The 17,815-nt window shown below is 70.3% G+C and carries 11 protein-coding genes; 3 read left to right on the top strand and 8 right to left on the bottom strand.

Going from position 1 to position 17,815, the window contains the following annotated elements; all coding sequences use genetic code 11:
- The first annotated feature begins 19 nt into the window (after nucleotides 1–19).
- Both WMF28_RS15055 and WMF28_RS15050 read left to right on the top strand, forming a co-directional pair.
- A complete protein-coding gene (locus WMF28_RS15055) occupies nucleotides 20–454 on the top strand; it encodes a hypothetical protein (RefSeq protein WP_437602928.1) in 435 nt (144 codons plus the stop codon).
- A 90-nt stretch (nucleotides 455–544) separates the two neighbouring features.
- Nucleotides 545–1,945 (top strand): hypothetical protein, encoded by a 1,401-nt coding sequence (locus WMF28_RS15050; RefSeq protein ID WP_437602927.1) that lies wholly within the window; start codon nucleotides 545–547, stop codon nucleotides 1,943–1,945.
- Between the two features lie 566 nt (nucleotides 1,946–2,511).
- Here the strand turns inward: WMF28_RS15050 and WMF28_RS15045 are convergent.
- The 4 genes from WMF28_RS15045 to WMF28_RS15030 are packed head-to-tail and all read right to left on the bottom strand — an operon-like array spanning nucleotide 2,512 to nucleotide 10,371.
- A complete protein-coding gene (locus WMF28_RS15045) occupies nucleotides 2,512–3,084 on the bottom strand; it encodes a hypothetical protein (RefSeq protein ID WP_437602926.1) in 573 nt (190 codons plus the stop codon).
- The gene (locus WMF28_RS15040; protein ID WP_437602925.1) at nucleotides 3,084–5,828 is read right to left on the bottom strand and encodes a type VI secretion system Vgr family protein; all 2,745 of its coding nucleotides are present in this window, start codon (nucleotides 5,826–5,828) and stop codon (nucleotides 3,084–3,086) included. Before WMF28_RS15040 ends, WMF28_RS15045 begins: the two co-directional genes overlap by 1 nt.
- A 16-nt stretch (nucleotides 5,829–5,844) precedes the next feature.
- Complete coding sequence (locus tag WMF28_RS15035) at nucleotides 5,845–8,118, bottom strand: type VI secretion system Vgr family protein (RefSeq protein WP_437602924.1); 2,274 nt, start codon at nucleotides 8,116–8,118, stop codon at nucleotides 5,845–5,847.
- 27 nt (nucleotides 8,119–8,145) lie between these two features.
- A complete protein-coding gene (locus WMF28_RS15030) occupies nucleotides 8,146–10,371 on the bottom strand; it encodes a type VI secretion system Vgr family protein (protein WP_437602923.1) in 2,226 nt (741 codons plus the stop codon).
- Between the two features lie 231 nt (nucleotides 10,372–10,602).
- Here WMF28_RS15030 and WMF28_RS15025 point away from each other — a divergent pair, with 231 nt between their 5' ends.
- Nucleotides 10,603–10,755: an ATP-binding protein gene (locus tag WMF28_RS15025; protein ID WP_437604260.1), complete on the top strand. Its 153-nt coding sequence runs from the start codon at nucleotides 10,603–10,605 to the stop codon at nucleotides 10,753–10,755.
- Between the two features lie 153 nt (nucleotides 10,756–10,908).
- On the opposite strand, the gene WMF28_RS15020 is transcribed toward WMF28_RS15025, so the two are convergent.
- The 4 genes from WMF28_RS15020 to WMF28_RS15005 all read right to left on the bottom strand — a co-directional run bounded on the left by WMF28_RS15020 (nucleotide 10,909) and on the right by WMF28_RS15005 (nucleotide 17,794).
- Nucleotides 10,909–12,285 carry a hypothetical protein gene (locus tag WMF28_RS15020; protein ID WP_437602922.1) on the bottom strand — a complete coding sequence of 459 codons (1,377 nt, stop codon included), beginning with the start codon at nucleotides 12,283–12,285 and terminating at the stop codon, nucleotides 10,909–10,911.
- A gap of 26 nt (nucleotides 12,286–12,311) precedes the next feature.
- Nucleotides 12,312–14,225, bottom strand: a complete 1,914-nt coding sequence (locus WMF28_RS15015; RefSeq protein ID WP_437602920.1) for a hypothetical protein — start codon at nucleotides 14,223–14,225, stop codon at nucleotides 12,312–12,314.
- A 1,485-nt stretch (nucleotides 14,226–15,710) separates the two neighbouring features.
- Nucleotides 15,711–16,766, bottom strand: a complete 1,056-nt coding sequence (locus WMF28_RS15010; RefSeq protein ID WP_437602919.1) for a beta-ketoacyl synthase N-terminal-like domain-containing protein — start codon at nucleotides 16,764–16,766, stop codon at nucleotides 15,711–15,713.
- The gene (locus WMF28_RS15005) at nucleotides 16,763–17,794 is read right to left on the bottom strand and encodes a DUF2169 family type VI secretion system accessory protein (protein ID WP_437602918.1); all 1,032 of its coding nucleotides are present in this window, start codon (nucleotides 17,792–17,794) and stop codon (nucleotides 16,763–16,765) included. The genes WMF28_RS15010 and WMF28_RS15005 overlap by 4 nt, the downstream gene beginning before the upstream one ends.
- Between the last annotated feature and the right edge of the window lie 21 nt (nucleotides 17,795–17,815).

The raw sequence follows: 17,815 nt of genomic DNA, 5'->3' as shown, positions 1-17,815 counted from the left end.
GCGGTAGCCTGGCCGCGCGATGAAGGATCCTTCGCAGGACGTCGAGGTCTACGCGACGCTGGCCGCCCGGCTCGCGGACCCGGGCGCCGACCGCGCGGCGCTCCTCGCCGAGCACGGGCTCGACGAGGCGAGCTGGGAGGCGCTCGACGACGCCTGGCAGGCGCGCATCGACGAGGCGGACGAGGATGATGGCGAGGAGGTGGGGGTGCCGCCGCTCGTCGCCGCGTTCGCCGAGACGTTCGCCCGGGTCCAGCGCGGCCGCGCGAAGCGCGAGCTGTCTTTCGAGCGGTTCCTCGAGGCGGCGCGCGCGATGAAGCGGGGCACCGACATGGCGACGGTGCTGAGCCGGCTGGACCTGACGCTGGAGGATTACCTGAGCGCGCAGCAGCGATGGACCGCGGCGATGCTGGAGGACGACGAGCTCATGGCGCAGTTTCAGCGGGCGATGAGGTAGCGGGGAGGTAGCGGGGATGGCCGCGCGGTGGGCTCGGTCGGAGCAGGCGCCGCACCGCTGAGCGGCAGAGAGGCGTAGGTTCGGGGAGGCATGGTGGAGGGTGAGGGGACGGTCCGATCGATCACGCTCGAGGAGCTCGCCGCGATCACCGGGGCCCTGGAGGCGGGCTTGCCGCGGGACGAGGTGCTCGCCGGGGCGGGGCTCTCGGTCGAGGGGTGGGAGGCGGCGCGGGAGGGCTGGATGTCGAGGCTCGCCGCGCGGGCCGCGCGGGGGCAGCTGCGCTCGAGCCAGCGTTACCTGGAGCTCGTCGCCGAGCAGAAGGGCCGCGCCGAGGCGAGGGCGCGACAGGCGCGCCGGAAGCCGGAGGGGCCGATCCCGGTGGCGCCTGCGGCGCACCTCTCCCCGTTGCAGGGGGCGCCACGAGACCGGGCGACGCCGCTGCCCGTCGCCGGCGCGGGCGGCGAGGCGGCTGCGCGATCGCCGTGGGCCAGGCTGGTCGCGGTCGCGCCGCAGGGGCCGGGCCTCGTGGAGCCGGCGCCGGTGCCGCCGGCGCCGGTGCCGCCGGCCATGCAGTCGTCGCTGCCGCCGGCCGTGCAGGGGCCGCCCTTGCCGGCCATGCAGTCGCCGCCTCCGCCGGCCATGCAGCCACCAGTGCCTGCAGTCACGCCCACCCCGTTCCCGGACCCGGCGCCGACGGGCCTCGTGACGCTCGTCGGCATGCAGGCTGTCGCGCCGCGCGAAGCGCTGCCCTTCCGTCAGGGCGCCTCGAGCACACCCCGGGCCGAGAGCGCCGCGATCCCGGCCGCAGAGAGGATGGGTGCCACGCGCATTGGCACGATCGGCGCGCTGCCGACCGACAGGGCCCTGCCGTTCTCGCGCACGGCTCCTGTGCTTCCGACCGACAGAGCCCTGCCCTTCTCTCGCACGGCTCCTGTGCTTCCGACCGACAAGGCCCTGCCCTTCTCGCGCCCTACCCCTTCGCCTCAGGCCGACAAGGCCCTGCCCTTCTCGCGCCCTACCCCTTCGCCTCAGGCCGACAAGGCCCTGCCGTTCTCACGCCCTACCTCTTCGCCACCGGCCGACAAGGCCCTGCCGTTCTCGCGTCCCACCTCTTCGGGCCCCGTCAAGGACGAGACCGCACCGCTACCACCTCAGCGCTCGCAGGGGAGCTGGGCCCTGCCCTTCCAGCAGCCGAGCTCCGCCTCCGGATCGCCCGCGCGCGCGTCGACCTCCGAACCCGCCGTGCAGGCGCAGCCCGGCGTCGATGCGCAGGAGATGCGGCGCGTGGAGCTGATCACCCTCGGAGAGTACGCGCGCATCTGCGCTGACGCGCGAGACCGTTCAAGACACATCCAGCAGATCCAGAGCCATTACAGGCTCAGCCCGCAGGGCTGGTCCGCGCTCCACGCGATGTGGCACGAGCGCTTCCGGTCCGATCCGGCGCTCAAGGCGCGGTGGCAGGCGCTCGTCGAGCAGAGCGCGCAGCGCTGACGGCACATGCGGTCCGCTCGCACGAACCGGACACGGTCCGGGGGGCAGCTGGCAGCCTCCGCGCAACCGGACACGGTCCCGGGGGGGGCTGCTGGCAGCCTCCGCGCAACCGGACACGGTCCCGGGAAGGCTGCTGGCAGCCTCCGCGCAACCGGACACGGTCCCGGAGAGGCTGCTGGCAGCCTCCGCGCAACCGGACACGGTCCCGGGGAGGCTGCTGGCAGCCTCCGCGCAACCGGACACGGTCCCGGGAAGGCTGCCAGCTGCCTCCGCGCAACCGGACACGGTCCCGGGAAGGCTGCTGGCAGCCTCCGCGCAACCGGACACGGTCCCGGGGACGCTGCTGGCAGCCTCCGCGCAACCGGACACGGTCCCGGGGAGGCTGCCAGCTGCCTCCGCGCAACCGGCGAGGATCGCCAGCGCACCTCCCCATCGGTGGCACAGTCCATGCTGACAGTCTCCTGACGCCAGGGCTTTCTCCGCTGTCGTTCTCGGGCGGCACGAACTTCGGTTCCGGCGGCGGCGGCGGCTTGTCCGGTCGCCTGAAGCTGCCCTGCGCATCCTGGTCAGTTCAGGCGCAAGAGCCTCCCCACGATCCGGAACAGCCCTCGTGACGCGGCGCTGATCCGACTGCCCACCACCTCGATGTCGCCGTCCTCGCGGATGCGGACCGCGCCCCGGCCGGAGCGCAGCAGCAGCTCCTGCTCGCCCTCGATGGTGATGGTCGCCGCCTTGAGGTGGAGCGCCTTCGGCCGCTGCGTCGTCAGGGCCCCGACGATCAGCGGCGGCGCGCCCTCGCAGAGCTCGACGAGCACCGCGTCGCCGCGGGCGTGCGCGTCGGCGATCACCTCGGGATCGACCTCGGGCGCGACGAGCGCCTCGACCGGCTCCGCCGCGCCCCGCACGACGATCCGCGCCCCCCGCCCCGCGATCGCGGCGACGCGCGCGGTCCGCATCGCGGCGCCGAGCAGCTGCGCGCTCCGCGCCGGGAGCGGCGCCACGGCCGGCTCGGCGAGCACGTCGTCCAGGGTCACGCGCGGCGACTCGGACGCCTCCTCCACCGGGGTCCCGGCGTCCGGCTCCTCGAGCAGGCGCGACGCGCCGGCCTCCCGCGAGCCACCGTCGAATCGAGCCGCCATCACACCTCCGAGACCTTCTTCGGCAGCTGGATCTTCGGCGCCAGGAGGGTCACGAGCGGCGAGCTGATGGTGACGCCGCCGCCGTCGATCACCACCTCGCTGGCGCCGCACTTGAAGACGATCGCGCCCTTCGCCTCCACCTTGTGGAAGGCCCCGATGAACGTCGCAGGTCCCACGGCCTGCACGACGTGCGACCCCTTGAGCTTGTCGACGACCGCGCCGCCCACCATCGCGGTGCGCGAGCCCGTGATCGTCTCGCTCTCGCCCGCGTTGCTGAGGACCACGAGCCCCGTCGCCTTCTCGTTCTTCGAGCCGGTGACGCTCTCCGCGTAGCTGCCGAACGCGACCTGCACCGTCGCGGCGCCGACGTCGATCGTCTTCTTGCCGGTCACGTTGTTGTCGATGTCCTTGATCGCGCCGAGGACCTTCATCGACCCCACGTCCTCCTTGTGGGTGCCCGCGACCTTCGCTGTCGAGTGCCCGGGCCCCTTCTCGCGATCTGTCGCGTCGACGCCATCGACGTTGCCCTCCGGTCCGGCGGCGTTCGCCATCGACTCGCCTCCGCCGCCGCTCGAGTCCATCCCGAGCGCCGAGGCGATCGCCTCCGGCTTGACGAAGACCCGACCGGCGAGGCTGCTGTGCGCCGCGTTCGCGGCGATGGACGCGAGCATGTTGGGAGGGCCGGACCCACCCGGCGCGCCGCCGCCGCCGCCGCCGCCGCCGCCGCCCATCGAGGCCGCGAGCTGGCCCGCGCCGGGGATGCCCGACGCGCCCGCGATCATCGCGGGCATGCGGCTCATGTCCCCGCCGGCGACGGCGCTCATCGCGCCCGCGACCCCCTGCGCCTTCTGGGTCAACGCGTTGATCGGCCCCATCACCTGGTGGATGGCGCCGTCGACCTGCCCCTGGATCGCCGAGATCGCGTTGTTGGCCATGACGCTCGCGAACTGCACAGCCGCCTGCGCCGCGAGCGCGAGCATCGCCTCGAGCGGGTTGCCGTCCATCTCGAGCTGGTTCCCGCCCACCGTGGTCGTCGCGTTGCCCTTCGCCGTCACCGCCGACACCGCGTTCACCTCGACGGTGCGGTTGCCGCCCACGCTGATCGTCTGATCCGCGCCCACCGTGTTCGACGAGCCCTTCGTGATCTTCGTCGTCTGGTTGCCGCCGACCTCGAGGGACGCGTTGTTCCCGATCACCGTGGTCTCGTTGTTGCCGATGTTCTTCTTGGCGTTGTTCGCGGCGGCCGTCTTCATGTCGTGCTGGGCATGCATCATGATCTCCTCGGCGCCCGCCTTGTCCTCGAAGCGGACCTCGTTGGCACCGCCGCCGCCCGGCGTGCTCGCGGTCCGGATCGCCGTGCGGGTCTTGCCCTCCGGCAGCGCGTACGGCGGCATATAGACGCCGTTGTAGAGCCGGCCGGTGACGATCGGACGGTCGGGGTTCCCCTCGAGGAACTCGACGATCACCTCCCAGCCGATGCGCGGGAGCATCATCGAGCCCGAGGTCTGGAGCTGCGCGACCCGCATCCAGCACGAGGCCTTGTCGTCGGTCGCCTCGCCGCGATCCCAGTGGAACTTGACCTTGCAGCGGCCGTGCTCGTCGGTGTGGATCGCCTCGGGCTGCGCGCCGGCCGGCGCCACCACCGTCGCGGTCTGCGGCCCCTCGATGACCGGGCTCGGCGTGATGCGCCGCGGCCTGTACTTCACGTCGGCCGGCACGAGGCGCGCCCGCGACCTCGATCGCGGCGCGGCGCCCTCGCCGGCGTCGTGGACGAAGGTGTGCGTCACCTCGAAGAGGAAGTACTCGCCGTCGAGCTCACCGGCGTCCGTGATCGTGAGCTTCTGGCCGACCGCGAGGCGCGGGCAGACCGCGTCGATCTCGAGCGTGCGCCGCTCGACCTGCTCCTCCTCGAGCCGGATCTGCGCGAGCCGCTGCCCCTCGCTCGGCTCGAAATAGCCGCCCGGATAGTCGTAGCGCGACAGCTCGGCGTGCTCGCTCGACGCCGCTGTCGCCGTGAGGTCGAGCTGCGGCCGCTCGAAGTCGAAGTCGCGGAGCACGAACTCGCCGGAGCGCACCCGCTCGAGCTCGCGGATCGCGTAGATCGCGTCGCGCTCGTCGGCCGCGCTCAGGCCGGTGCGCCGCCGGAGCGGCAGCGCGGGGTCGCCGGGGACCGGCGCGGCCACGGTGCTGTCGTCGTCGAAGACAAGGAGCTCCCCGTCGGAGTCCACCTCGACGAAGCTGTAGATGCCCTCGTGCTCCATGAGCCGCGAGATGAACGCGAGCGCGCTCTCCTGGTACTGCACGCAGTACTCGCGCTTCGGGCAGTCGCCGCTGAGCCGCCACGCGACCCGCGCGACCCCGTGGTCCTCGAGGACCTGCTGGGCGATCTCCTTGGCGCTCATCTCCTGGAAGATGCGCGAGTCGACGCTGCGCGCGAGGAGCGCGAGGGAGGAGACGACGCGCACGGTGTAGCGCGCGCCGATCGCCGCCATGCCGAGCTCGGTGGAGCCGATCGAGGTCGCCGCCTCCACCGTGCCGGCGATGACGCGCGGTGCCTCGCCGGGCGCGCCGAAGGAGAGCACCGCGCCCTTCCCGATCATCGCGTCGAGCTCCTGGAACATGTGGAGGATCACCTCGACGTCGAGCACGAGCGGCCTGCCCGCCTCGTGGATCGACTCGAAGCGGAGCACCCGGGCGGCGGGGACCTCCTCGATCGTGAAGTGCGCAATCGTCTCGCGTGCCACGTTCGCCTCCTGCTCCTCAGTTGTCGAGCACCAGCGCGGCGGTGTCGGCGACGTCGCCGTCGAGCTTCGCCGACAGGCCGAGGATCGCGACGCTCGCGGGCGTCAGCGACACGATCGACGCGCCCATGACCAGCGTGAGCGCGCCGGTCGCCTCGAAGACGACGTTGTTCGCCTTGACGATCTGCGCGCCCCCCGCGAGCTCGGTGTAGGCGCCGAGCGAGCTCTCCACGCGATCCCCGTTGGCGACGTTGACGATCGCGCCGCCGACCTTCACGTTCATCGATCCGCCGACCTGGACGCCGCGCCCGGCCTTGACCGCGATCACCTTGGCGCCCGTCGCCGTCTCGCTCCGGTCGCCCTGCACCGTCACGGAGCGGTGGCCCAGCGCGAGCTCGACGAGCGCCGCGCCGACCTCGTGGTTGAAGGCGGCCAGGGTCTGGTCCGTGACCGAGCCGACCACGAGGTCGATCTGGTTGCCGGAGACGTCGAGCGTGCTGTCGCCGGTGACGTCGCGCTTGTGATCTCCGCCGACCTTCATGTCGCGGTTGCCGCCGATCGAGAGCGTATGGTCGCCGCCGATGTCGTCCACGTGGAAGGTCTCCACCTTCATCGACTGGTTGCCCGAGACCGAGATCTTCTGGTTGGCCCCGACGCTGCTCGTCATGCTGTTCGTGACGTTCGTCGTCTGGTCCGCGCCGATCGTCTTCGTGTGGTTGTTGCCGATCGACTCGGTGGCGTTGTTCTTCACCTCGGTGGACATGTCCTTCGAGGCGTTGATGAACATCTCCTCGCCGCCCTTCGTATCGGACATGCGGAGCTCGTTGCTGCTGCCCCCGCCCGGCGTCGTCGCCGTCTGGAGGGAGCTCTTCCCCGCCTCCTTCGGCAGCGCGTAGGGCGGCGGCGTGAGCGCGTTGTACATCCGGCCCATCACGAAGGGCCGGTCCGCGTCGCCCTCGACGTGGCGCACCGTGACCTCCCAGCCGACGCGCGGCAGCAGCATGGAGCCGCCGATCGGCACCTGGCTCGTGCGGATCCAGCGGCTCGACGTGTCGTCCTTCTTGCCGGATCGATCCCAGTGGAAGGAGACCTTCACCTGCCCGCTCGCGTCCGTGTGGATCTCCTGCCCCGAGGGCCCGGTCGTCATCGCGGTCTGCGCGCCCGGGATGACCTGCTCGCGGGCGCGCCGCGGGGGGCTGTAGCGCGTGGTCCCGGTCGGCACGCCCCAGAACTCGCAGACGAAGCGCAGGTCGCGCGCGCCCTCCTGCGCGCCGGCGCCGCCGGAGAGCTCGAAGCTCCGCGGCCGGCTGCCGGCGATGCGCGAGCGGACCACGAGGTACTCCTGGTTGAGCGGGTCGTAGGGGTGGCCGCCCACCGAGAAGCGCCGGCCCGGGAGCAGCGCGAGCGAGCCGGTCTCGCCGTGCACGACGTCGCGCTCGGCCTGCACGGCGTCGAGCAGCACCCTGGCGAGCCGCTCCGCCCCGCTCACGTCGGCGGTGCGCGCCGGATAGTCGTAGATCTCGAGCACGTGCTCCCCGGGGTCGCTCCCCTCGGCCGACGCCTCCAGCTTGAGCGACGGCTTCTCCGGGTTGTAATCGCGGACGAACACCTTGTCGCTCCGCACCGAGACCTCGCGGGAGAGGCGCACCACGCGATCCGCCGAGCCCTCCACGCCGAAGTCCTGGGAGAACGGCAGCGAGGTCGCGCCCTCGATGTCCTCGAGGCCGGTCGGCGAATCGCCGAAGACGGCCACGTCCGACTCGTCCTTCGTGTGGATCGCGAAGTAGATCCCCTCCTCGGCGAGGAGGCGGTGGACGAAATCGAGGTCCCGCTCGCGGTACTGGACCGTGTAGACCCGCGCGGGGTGCGGCTCGGTCAGGCGCCAGTCCTGCTGGCTCGCGGGCACGCCCGCGCCCTCCAGGACCTCCTTCGCGATGTCGACAGCGCTCTTCTCCTGGAAGATCCGGCAGTCGGCGCGCTGCGCCAGGTTCCATAGCGCCGGCGCGACGTGGACCCGCAGCGTGGGCACGTCGTCGGGGTCGGGCAGGAGCTCGGCGAGGACGATGGTCCCCGCGAAGGTGCGGGTCTGCGTGTCGTCGCTGCGCGACAGCGTGAACACCGCGCGCTTGCCGAGGACCTCCTTCGGCCGCGGGAGCGCCGCCTCGTCGTCGAGCAGCTCGCATTCCAGGCGGGTGAGCTCCGAGAGCTGCTCGGTGAGCTCGAAGCGCAGCACCCGGTAGATCTTGCCCTCCACGCTGACGGAGGGGATGGCGAGGATATGATGATCAGCCACTCTTCACCTCACAGGCGCCCCTGGACCTCACGAGCCGAGCTTCATCGACGCGCCCATCTTGACCACCAGCGCGCCCTTGACCGCGATCTTGGCCCCCTTGATCACGATGGGTCCGCCGCCGAGCTTGAGCTCGCTGCCGCCGCCCTTGAAGGAGCCGACCGCGCCGAGGAGCGTGATGAGCGGCGCCTGCACCACGAAATCGCCATTCAGCTTCTGGTAATGGAGACCGCCCACGAGGTTCGTGACGCCGGCCGCCACATGGGAGAGGGAGCCCTTCGTGAGGTGGAGCTCGGCCGCGAGCGACGTCTGGTCCTTGTTCGCCGAGATCTGCTCTCCGTGGCTGCCGTTGATGAGCTGCACCTTCACGGCGCCCACGGTCTCGGTCATGCCGCCGAGGACGTTGTCGTTGATGGAGGCCAGGCTGCCCGAGAGCTGCAGCGCGCCGACCTTGCGGCTCATGTCGCCGGTGATCGACTGCTCGATGCCGTTCGAGATCGTGATCTGGTTCCCGCTCACCGTGTAGGCGCGGTTGCCGGTGATCTTCTCGACGTAGTTGCTGATCGCGTTGGTCGTGTCGTTGCCGCCGATCGAGATGCTCTGGTTGCCCGTGATCTTGTGCGAGAGCACCGCGCCGACGTCGAGCGATTGATCGCCGGCCACGGAGATCGACTCATCGACCTTGACCGACCGGGAGCCGTTCACGCTGATGTGCTGCTCCTCGTTGACCGCGACCTCGTCGACCCTGTCATTCTTGACGGTGACGTTGAGGTCCTTCTGGGCGTGGACGCCGAAGCCCTGGCTCCCCGAGCTGTCGGACATGCCGATCTCGTTATGGCCGCCCGCGCCCGGCGACGACATGCTCTTGAGCGTCCCGGAGGCCTTGGCGGCGGGGAGCGACTGCGGGGGCGTCTTCTCGGCGTTGTAGGTGCGCCCGAGGGCGAGCGGCCGGTCCGGGTCGCCGTCGAGGAAGGCGACGGAGACCTCCCAGCCGACGCGGGGGAGGACCATCGAGCCGCCCATCGCGACCTGCGAGACGCGCAGCCAGCAGCTCGCCGTGTGGTCCTGCTGGCCTTGCCGGTCCCAGAAGAAGCGGACCTTGATGCGGCCGTATCTGTCGACGTGGATCGCCTGCTCCTGGGTGCTCGACCCCGTGACGACCGCGGTCTGGATGCCGCGGATACGCGGCCTCCGCGCGCGGCGCTCGGCCGCGAAGGGCGCGCCCTTGGGGACGCCGCGGAAATGGTTCTCGACGTCGTAGTTCGTGTCTCCGCCGGTGAGCGTCTGGTTGCCGCGCGAGCGCAGGTGGGTGACCACGAACTCGCCGTTCAGGCACGGCTCCGCGGCGCCCTCGACGAGGAACGGCTCGCCCACCTTGAGCCCGGAGGCGCGGCTCTCGCCCTCGCACACGTCGGCGTCGGCGGAGAGCTCGCGCATGCGGGCGTCGGCGCGGCGCGCGCCCACGCTCCCCTTGGTGAAGCCGCCGGGGTACTCGAAATAGGGCAGGTCGAGGGCCTCCTTGCGGGGCAGCGAGGACTCGGGCTTCACGTCGGGCTTCTCGAAATCGTAGTCCCGGAGAACCACGCGATTCGTGCGCAGCGCGCGCGTCCTCGTGAGCCTGGCGAGCGGCAGGCTCCCGGGGAGGCCGCCCTGCGCCATCCGGAAGAGCACCGGCGTGCCCTCCTCGACCGCGAAGGAGGCGGGGTCGTCGGTGATGATCATCGTGTGCCCGTCGGCCTCGTGCCGGAAATAGTAGAAGAAGCCGTTGTCCTCGAGGAGGCGTGAGACGAAGTTGAGGTGCGACTCGCGGTACTGGACGATGAACTCGCGCGGCTCGTACTCCTTGGCGTTCCGCCACGCGACCTTGTCGCCGAAGCCCGCCTCCTCGAGGACCGTCTGCACGACCTGGACGACGCTCTTCTCCTGGAAGATGCGGCACCCCTCGCGGTGCGCGAGGGCCGCGAGGGCGGGCCGCAGGCGGACGTCGAACTGGCGGGCCTCGCCCACGATGCGCGCGAAGCCGGCGCGGTCGACGATGCCGTCGAACAGGCGCTCGTTGCCGGCGGTGTCGACGACGCGCAGGCAGAGGCGGCTGCGCAGGCAGTCCTCGACCCGGAAGGCGGCGTCCATCGTCGCGAAGCGCACCTCGACCGTGTAGGGGGTCGAGACGGCCTCGACGGCCTCGAAGCCGGTCACGGCGGTGTCCGCGGGGATCTTGTCGCCCTCGAGGGAGAAGGTGGCGAAGGTGGCGGCCATCGGGGCCATGCTAGGCGATCGGCGGGCGGCGCCAAGCCCCGCGCTGGGCCGCGGCGCGGAACCGACGCGGGGAGACGAGCGTGGGAATCTTACGGAGCTCAGGGCGGTGCGCCGGCGCGGCCCCACCGCGCTCGCCCCCTCGGCTGACCCCGCCCAGCGCTCGAGCACGCCGCCCGCGGTCGCACCGTCGAGGGAGCCCGCCTCCTCGGACCAGGCGGCGAGGCTGCGCCGATCGGGGAGCAGATCCACGCGGCCGCCACGCTCGTCGACCGGCTCGTGCACCGCGCCGAGGTGATCGAGATCGAGGCCGAGAGCTACCGGCTGAAGGAAGCCAAGGAGCTCAACGCGACCCGCACCAAGCAGCGCCGCACCACGAAGCACTGAGCGGCCTCTTCACCGGTGAACTTCACCGGCATCGGCCGCGGATTTCACCGGTGAACTTCATCGGCATCCGGCGTGGTCTTCACCGGCGTCGGCTGCGGATTTCACCGGTGAACTTCGCCGAATTCCCGCGGGTCGCCGAGATCATCTACAGGGCTACGGGAAGCCCGAGGCGGCGATCAGCGCGGAGGGACTCTTGATTTCGAAGTGCATGGTGTCTTTGGCCGCGCCGTATTCGAGGCCAGAGCGCAGGCCGGCCTTGAGCATGGCGATGAAGATGTCGGCGGGAATCGAGACGAAGCCGTTCTTCTGGACGTTGCGCAAGGCTTTGACGCCAGGAGCATCTTCGAGCGGTGCTCTGGCACTTCGCTTCATGCCACCGAAGGTGCGGACCAATTCGGTGACGACCTGGAAGGCTTCGTCGCGCGTGGCTTGGGCGGGCGAGGCCAGTGTGCTCTGGGGCACGTTCGTGAACACGATCCAGCGGTCGAGCCAGGCGTCGAGGAAGGCGCGAACGTCCAGCGAGACGTTGAGCATCTCGGTGTACAGGTGCTGGGCGCGGTCTTCGGGGGTGCCGGCCGCTGGGAAATCCGCGAGCCAGGAACCGGAGGCGACGAGCGCCGGACCGTGACCGATCGTGGTTTTGGCGTGGAACGCCAGCACGCGGTCGACGGCCTTGATCTGGTCTTTTTGGAGGTGCGGGTTGCGAGCCACCTTGTCGCGGGTGGCGTCGATGTCGACGGCGGCGCCGAGCATATGATTGCTGACGTGCCGCGCGTCGCCGACGCCCAGCGGATCCGGCCGAAAGCAGCCGATGTACTTGACGGGTGCGCTGCCGAACTGACTGGCGACGCTACGCTTGATGAAGCCATCGGCCTTTCTCAGCAGCTTAACGAACTCGGGATGGATGCCCTGCTGCACCGGGACGCCCGCGACCCGCACGCCGCCGGGTTGCATCATCATGATCAGCTTGTGAGGTCGGGTGACCTTGCTGCGAAAGTAGACGGGCCTGAGATCCGCATAGAGGGTGGCGCCTCCGCGTTGCTCGAATTCCTGGAGCGCCGGCCACCAATCGTGCGGCTTGCGGACGTTCTTCAGCTGAGCGTACTCGTCCGCAACCATCTGTTCGTAGAGGCGCCACAGGAAATCGACTTCAGCGCGCGCGGGCTGCCAGCGCTCTGTGAATGGCTTCCTGGACGCCCTCATGGCCAGCCTCAGATCCTCCATCCCCGACGCCGGCGCCGGCGGGATCGGCGCCGCGGCCGCCGGCGGAAAGGCATCGGCAGGCAGCTGCGCGAGCAGGCGACGCAGCACCGTTAGCCCCTCGCCGGGGCGCACGCCTTTCGCCTTGGCCTGGGTTTTGGCGCCGCCCTCGTCGTCCGGCGGCCAGTCGAGTGGACGTCCGAACTGCTGGATCTCCTGGCTCATTATCTTGAGCACGGAATCCGGCAGCAGGAACGGCGCTCGGCTAGTGCGCCACGGATGGGGTGAGAGCAGCGACTTCTTATAGAGATCGATCAGCGGGTCGCTCATGCATTCCTATAGGTGCTGGCAGCGTGTCAGGGGCCCGGAGACTGCACCTTGACGCTCGGTGCCTGCTCGCCCGCAGTGATGTTCAGCTTGAGCGAGGTTTCGCTCGCGTCGGAGCCGATGATGATCGACGGCTCCCCCGCCTGCAGCCGCTGGTTTTCCAGGCGCAGCTTTTCGATCTGCAGCTTGAGCTTCTCGACCTCCAGCTTGCGCGACTCGAGATCGAACTGGCGCTGGATCTCGTAGTAGTCCTCCGCCCCCGAGCAGACTCCAAGCGTGAGGTCGGAGTAAACACCCTGGGTCGGCAGCGTGGCCTTCCATGACGCCACCGGGTTCTTGACATCGCGGAGGTCGACCAGTGTGGCTTGGATATCGCGGATCCAGTCCGGCAGCTCGGCGGCGAATTGTTCGATGGTCTTGCCCTTGAAGGGGCCTTCGGCGGCCAGCGTCTTTCCGGACGGGCGCGGCGGCTCTACGCCCGGCGCCTTGCGTGAGATGCGGCGGGCTTTGGTGAGTCGGGTTCCCTTTTGCGCTGCGGACCGCTCGGACACCGCCGCAAAACGATCGGCGACGAGCTCGGCGGCGGTGCTGGCGTCAACGCCGCCCTGTGTGACCTGCGCCTTCAGCTCGCTCGCGGAGAACGGCAACAGCGAATACAGGTAGTCCAGGAACTTGGTCTCCTGACCGTCGACCACCTCATAGCCCCAGCGGATCGCGCCCTTCTCGTCGGATGCCACCCAGCCGCTGATCGGGCGCACGAAGCGCAGGATGGCGTCGCGGAACCGAGTGCGATCTTCCTGACTGATCGTGCTTTGCGAGCCGAAGACGTGGCCCGGCGGCACCGCGCCCATGAACAGCTGCTCGCTCCACAGCTCGTACAGCAGCTTGATCGGGCTGAAGCCGTTGTAGTCGATGAACGCCGCAACCCAGTGCTGCGATTGGCTGTAGCGGATCAGCCTGCCGAGCGTGAGGGTTTCGGGCACGGGTTGAGGCGGCGTCGAGGGATTGGGATCATATATGACGGAATCGGCGGCACGATCGCGGTCGCCGACATAGGTGGGAAAACCAAACTTGGGCTGCGACGGGTCCGGCGTCGAGGAGGCCGGCTTCATCATGATGCTGATGTTCGACGGCACCTGCGCCCCGTCCACCACGATGTCCGCCGCGAGGTCCGCTTCCGGTCCCAGCATCGCCAGCGGCACGCCGCTGAGCGCGAGGCTCACGTCAAAGGTCTTGAGCACCTCGTAGTAGTTCACGTTGAGGGTGCGGGTCTGGTTGATATTCTTGATCTTGCGGGTGGTCTTCGACTCCGAGCCCTCTTCGCGCGAGACCGCCAGCCGCACCTTGTGGCTGGATTTGTACTCGTTCGTGGCCTGCTGCGAGCGGTCGCGCGTCTCTTTCGCGCTCTGCGCCTGCATGTCCTTCACGTTTTCCGACCAGCCCGCCTCGATCGAGGCCGAGAAGCCGAAGCCGCTGTAGCTGGCCTTGCCGTTCACGCTGGTGTTGGTGGTCATCTCGCGTGATTCGGAGACGTCGCTCGAAGTGGAGATCGAGTCTTTGATGTCGCTGACGTTCCGCTGGTCCACGGTCTCCTCGCGGTCCTGCTGGGTCTTCGAGGTCTCCCAGGTTTTCAACTCCAGCGTGAGCTCCTCGTCCGGGAGGAGCGAGATCGTGTAGAGCAGCTCGCCGAGGCCGTAGCCTGCGGGCGTCCACTTCTGTTCGTATTTTAGGACCAGGAACAAATCCCAGTCGAAGAGCTCGGCCTCGCCTTCGTCGACCAGCGCGGCTCCCGGGAGCGATGCGTTGGAGAGCTTGACGTACTTGGAGGTGTAGACGCTCTCGCTGCGATCGACCTGCGACGTCAACGTGAGCTGCGAGACGTCGATGTCGGGCTTGCAGAGCCGGTCCACGCGGTAGAGGCTGATCGTCCCATCGTCTGCCATGAGTGCTCCATCGATTCGCGCGCGGTGCTGCGCGCTGGTGCATTGAAAGAGAGATGGCCTCGACCCGATGCTGCGCCGTCACCTGAGCAACCCGCCGTGCCCGCCGCCGCTTCGAAGCCGATGCCAGCCGGCTACGCTAGGCTAGGGTGAGGGGAAAGCAAAAGAAAAACGATTCAAATGCGCAATGGAAATCCAGCGTGGTGCAAACAATGTGAGCGAGGAGATCGGTGCGCGGCGACCGGGGCACCTCCAGCACGCCATCGTGCGGCCGATCTGCGGCGGGCCCGCCCACGCCTATCGAATGACCAGTAGGCGCTCCAGAATGACCAGCTGCCGGAGGCAACAGTGCCGAACCTTCGTCAACCCGCTCGATTTAACCAGCATTCTCTGTCTTCCGTACCGTCCACCCGCCGCAGAGCGCCTTTTAAATCCAGAGCAGTTGCAGCAGGGCGCGCGCCTGGGCCTCGCCATGGACGGGGGCGCCCGCTCCTGGCGGCGTTGTGGGCCAGCGCATCCGCGACGGACAGCTGCCCCTCATCTCATCGGGCGGGCGCACAACTCGCACCGCTGTCGCCCGCACTGGAGCACGGCGACCGAGGCCTCAGCGTCCCCAGCGGCGTGGAGACTGGGCGTCCCGATGCGGCGAGCTACTGTCGGCGCGAGCTTGCTCGTCCCTCCGGTGCTGGCGCCAAGCCGAGCAGCCGACCGATCGCCTCGTGAATAATCCGGGCTGCCTCCTCATCACCGAGCGCGACGGCGCGGGTCAGGGTCTCGGCGAGCGGCGCGACCAGGGGGTGCCGAGGGAAGGGATTGGTAGGCGCGAGCTCGTCGAGCCCGAGGCCCGACGGTTCGGCGGGCCTGCTCGCAGGGGCAGATGCCGCCGTGGTGTGGCGAGCCGCTGGAGTGCGCGACAGTGCAGTCGGCTGGACTTCGACAGGGCGACGTCGGTGAGCGCCGCGAGCTTTGCTCAGGCTGACCGGACTCGAGGACATAACTGAGATCGAGAGTCTCTGGATCAAGGGGAACGCGTCGCTCGCGACGCTCCGCGGTCTGGGAGCTCGAGCGGTCAGCTCTTCGATGATATCGTCAACAATGAGAGCTTACCGAGCTGCGAAGTCGAGGCGTTCGTAAAGCGCCTCGACTGGCCGCCTTCCAGCGTGTTCGAGGAGAACAACAGCACCGGCACCTGCTCGCCCTGAGCTTGAGGAGCTGCGGTAGCCCTGGACTGGTACGAAGGCCTGGCGCCTCGGCGCCATGCACGCCTGGGCGGGTCAGAAGGCGTCGGTCTGGCCTGTCAGCACGGCTTCGTCGAAGATCTCGGGGCGCGAGAAGAACGGAAGATCAGCGTCGGGCTGCCGAGGATCGCCTCAGCCCCACAGCAAGAATAGATTTTCCAACATGCCGTGCCGGAGGATGAGCGCCGATTCCTGCCGTCCCTCCGTGGCGCATCGCCCCCGGCCCGCGCGCCCCCCGCCGCCCTCGCCCTCACCCCGGCGCCACGACCACCAGCGCCGCGCGGTCCCCGCCGTCGCTCCCCGCGACGGAGACCGCGCACGGGTGCGGCGCGAACCCGCGCGTGAACGCCTCCGACGCGATGGCGAGGTGCAGCGGCATGGCCGCGGCGCCGAGGTAGCCTATCCGCTGGGCGGGGCTCTCCACCTGCTGCGGGTCGCAGAAGAGGTGCTGTGTGCGCACCGAGGCCGCCTGGAGCTCGAAATGGCGGAACGTCTCGAACGTCAGGTCGGTGAGCATCCAGCCGGCGCGCAGCCCGCGCTCGGACAGCGGCGCGAGCGCGGAGCGGAGCGCGGCGGTGAGGCCCGCGGCCTGGAACGCGGACTCATCGTTGTCCGGGCGCGCCCGCTCGTGCGCTGTCGCCACGCCGACGATCTGCCCCTGCTCGCGGAGGAGCGCGCGGCGCGCGACGTCGGGGCGCATGAGCACCACGAACGCCGCGCACTCCCCGGGGATCAGCGCGTCGAGGTTGTCCGGCCGGAAGATCCGGCCCGCGGCGTCGAGCGCGGCGATGCGCGCGGGATCGTAGTCGGTGTGCACGCCGCCGAGCAGCGCCGCGTCGATCGCGCCACGCCCGAGCGCGTCGCACAGCTCCGGCAGCACGAGCCCCGCCGCGGCGGGGCCGCGCGTCGAGACCTTGACCGCGAGCTCCGGCGCGTGCGCCTGCGCCCGCGCGGCGAGCTCGGCGGCGAGCCACTGCGCCGGGGCCTCACCCCCGGGCGGCCGCTGCCCGAGGTGCTCGTCCAGGCACAGGGTCATCTGCATCCGCAGCCCCCGCGCCGCGGGGCCGAGCTTCTCGAGCGCCTCGCCGAGCGCGCGCGCCGCGAGCAGGGCGGCGCGCGGCGCCCCCGTGACGAGCGGATCGAGCGTGGGGAGGAAGCACATCGTGACCGGCTCGCCGGTCCCGTCCACGAGCGGCGCCTCGCGCATCGCCGCGGCCGCGGCGCGGTGCGAGAAGGCGGTGTCGATCGAGCGCAGCCCGACGGGCGTGACCGCGCCCGCGGCCACCATGACGGCGAGGGGCCTCACGCTCGCCCCCGCTCGCGCACGATCACGCGCGCGTCCTTCATCCGCCGCGGCGCCTTGACGTGCGCGCGCCAGACCATCTCGACGGCCACCGGCTTCTGCGGGCCGGTGGCGTAGAGATCGACGAGCACCGTGTCGAGGTGGGGCGCGAAGCCGACCGGCGCGCGGTCCTTCACCTGGAACTCGATCTCCACCTGCACCCGCGGGAGCTCGAAGCTGAGCGCCCCGTCGGGCGTCAGGTTGAGCACCCGCACCGGCTCGCCGCCCGCGAGCGGCGGATCCGCGATCAGGCCCGGCGAGGCGCAGAGGTTGTAGCGAGGGTCGAAGTCCTCGGGCAGCAGCGGCGCGCGGAGCTCTCGCCAGGTCGCGTCGTAGGTCCCGGCGTACCGGCGGCGCGGCTCCCAGTGCCGGCCGACGACCCCGATCCCGGCGGGCGGCGGCGCGGTCTTCGCGGTCCGGATCGGGTACGCGGGGTCCTCGATGTTCGGCGCCGGCTGATGGGTGAGCGATGCCGGCGCGCGCGTGACGCCCATGCCGATGGGGTTGCGCGGCTCCTCGACGAGCGCCGCGGGATCCTCGTCGTCCCTCCCGCCCCAGGCGTGGTCGTAGCGCATGTCGATCTCCTCGATCGGCGCCGGCGCGGTGAGGCCGGCGCCCCTGTCCACCCAGAGCCGCCTGCCGAACACGACGAGCGACTTCCGGAGCGGGCCGACCTCGACGCGCACGTCGAACGAAGGCACCGCCCTGCCGCTCGGCGCGTACGCCCGGGCCACGAAGATCACGTCGGTGGCCGGCTTGAAGAGGCACACGTCCGCCGGGTACGCGATGCTCTCCGGCTTGTCCTCCTCCCAGGGCAGATCGGCGAAGCGGACCCCGCGCGCGCGCTCGGGCGGCGACAGCTCGAAGCCGCCGTCTTCCTGGAGCTCGAAGCTCGCCTTGACGATGGCGACGAGCTTCTCGCCGTCCCGATCGACGAGGAGCTGCGGGTGCGCGGCGAAGTCCGTCTTGTTGTCGAGCGGGGGCTGGTCCATCGCTGGCGCATTATCGACAAG

It is taken from the genome of Sorangium sp. So ce590 (assembly GCF_051521365.1).
Taxonomy (GTDB): Bacteria; Myxococcota_A; Polyangia; order Polyangiales; family Polyangiaceae; genus Sorangium.
This window is presented reverse-complemented; position numbering and strand designations above follow the sequence as displayed.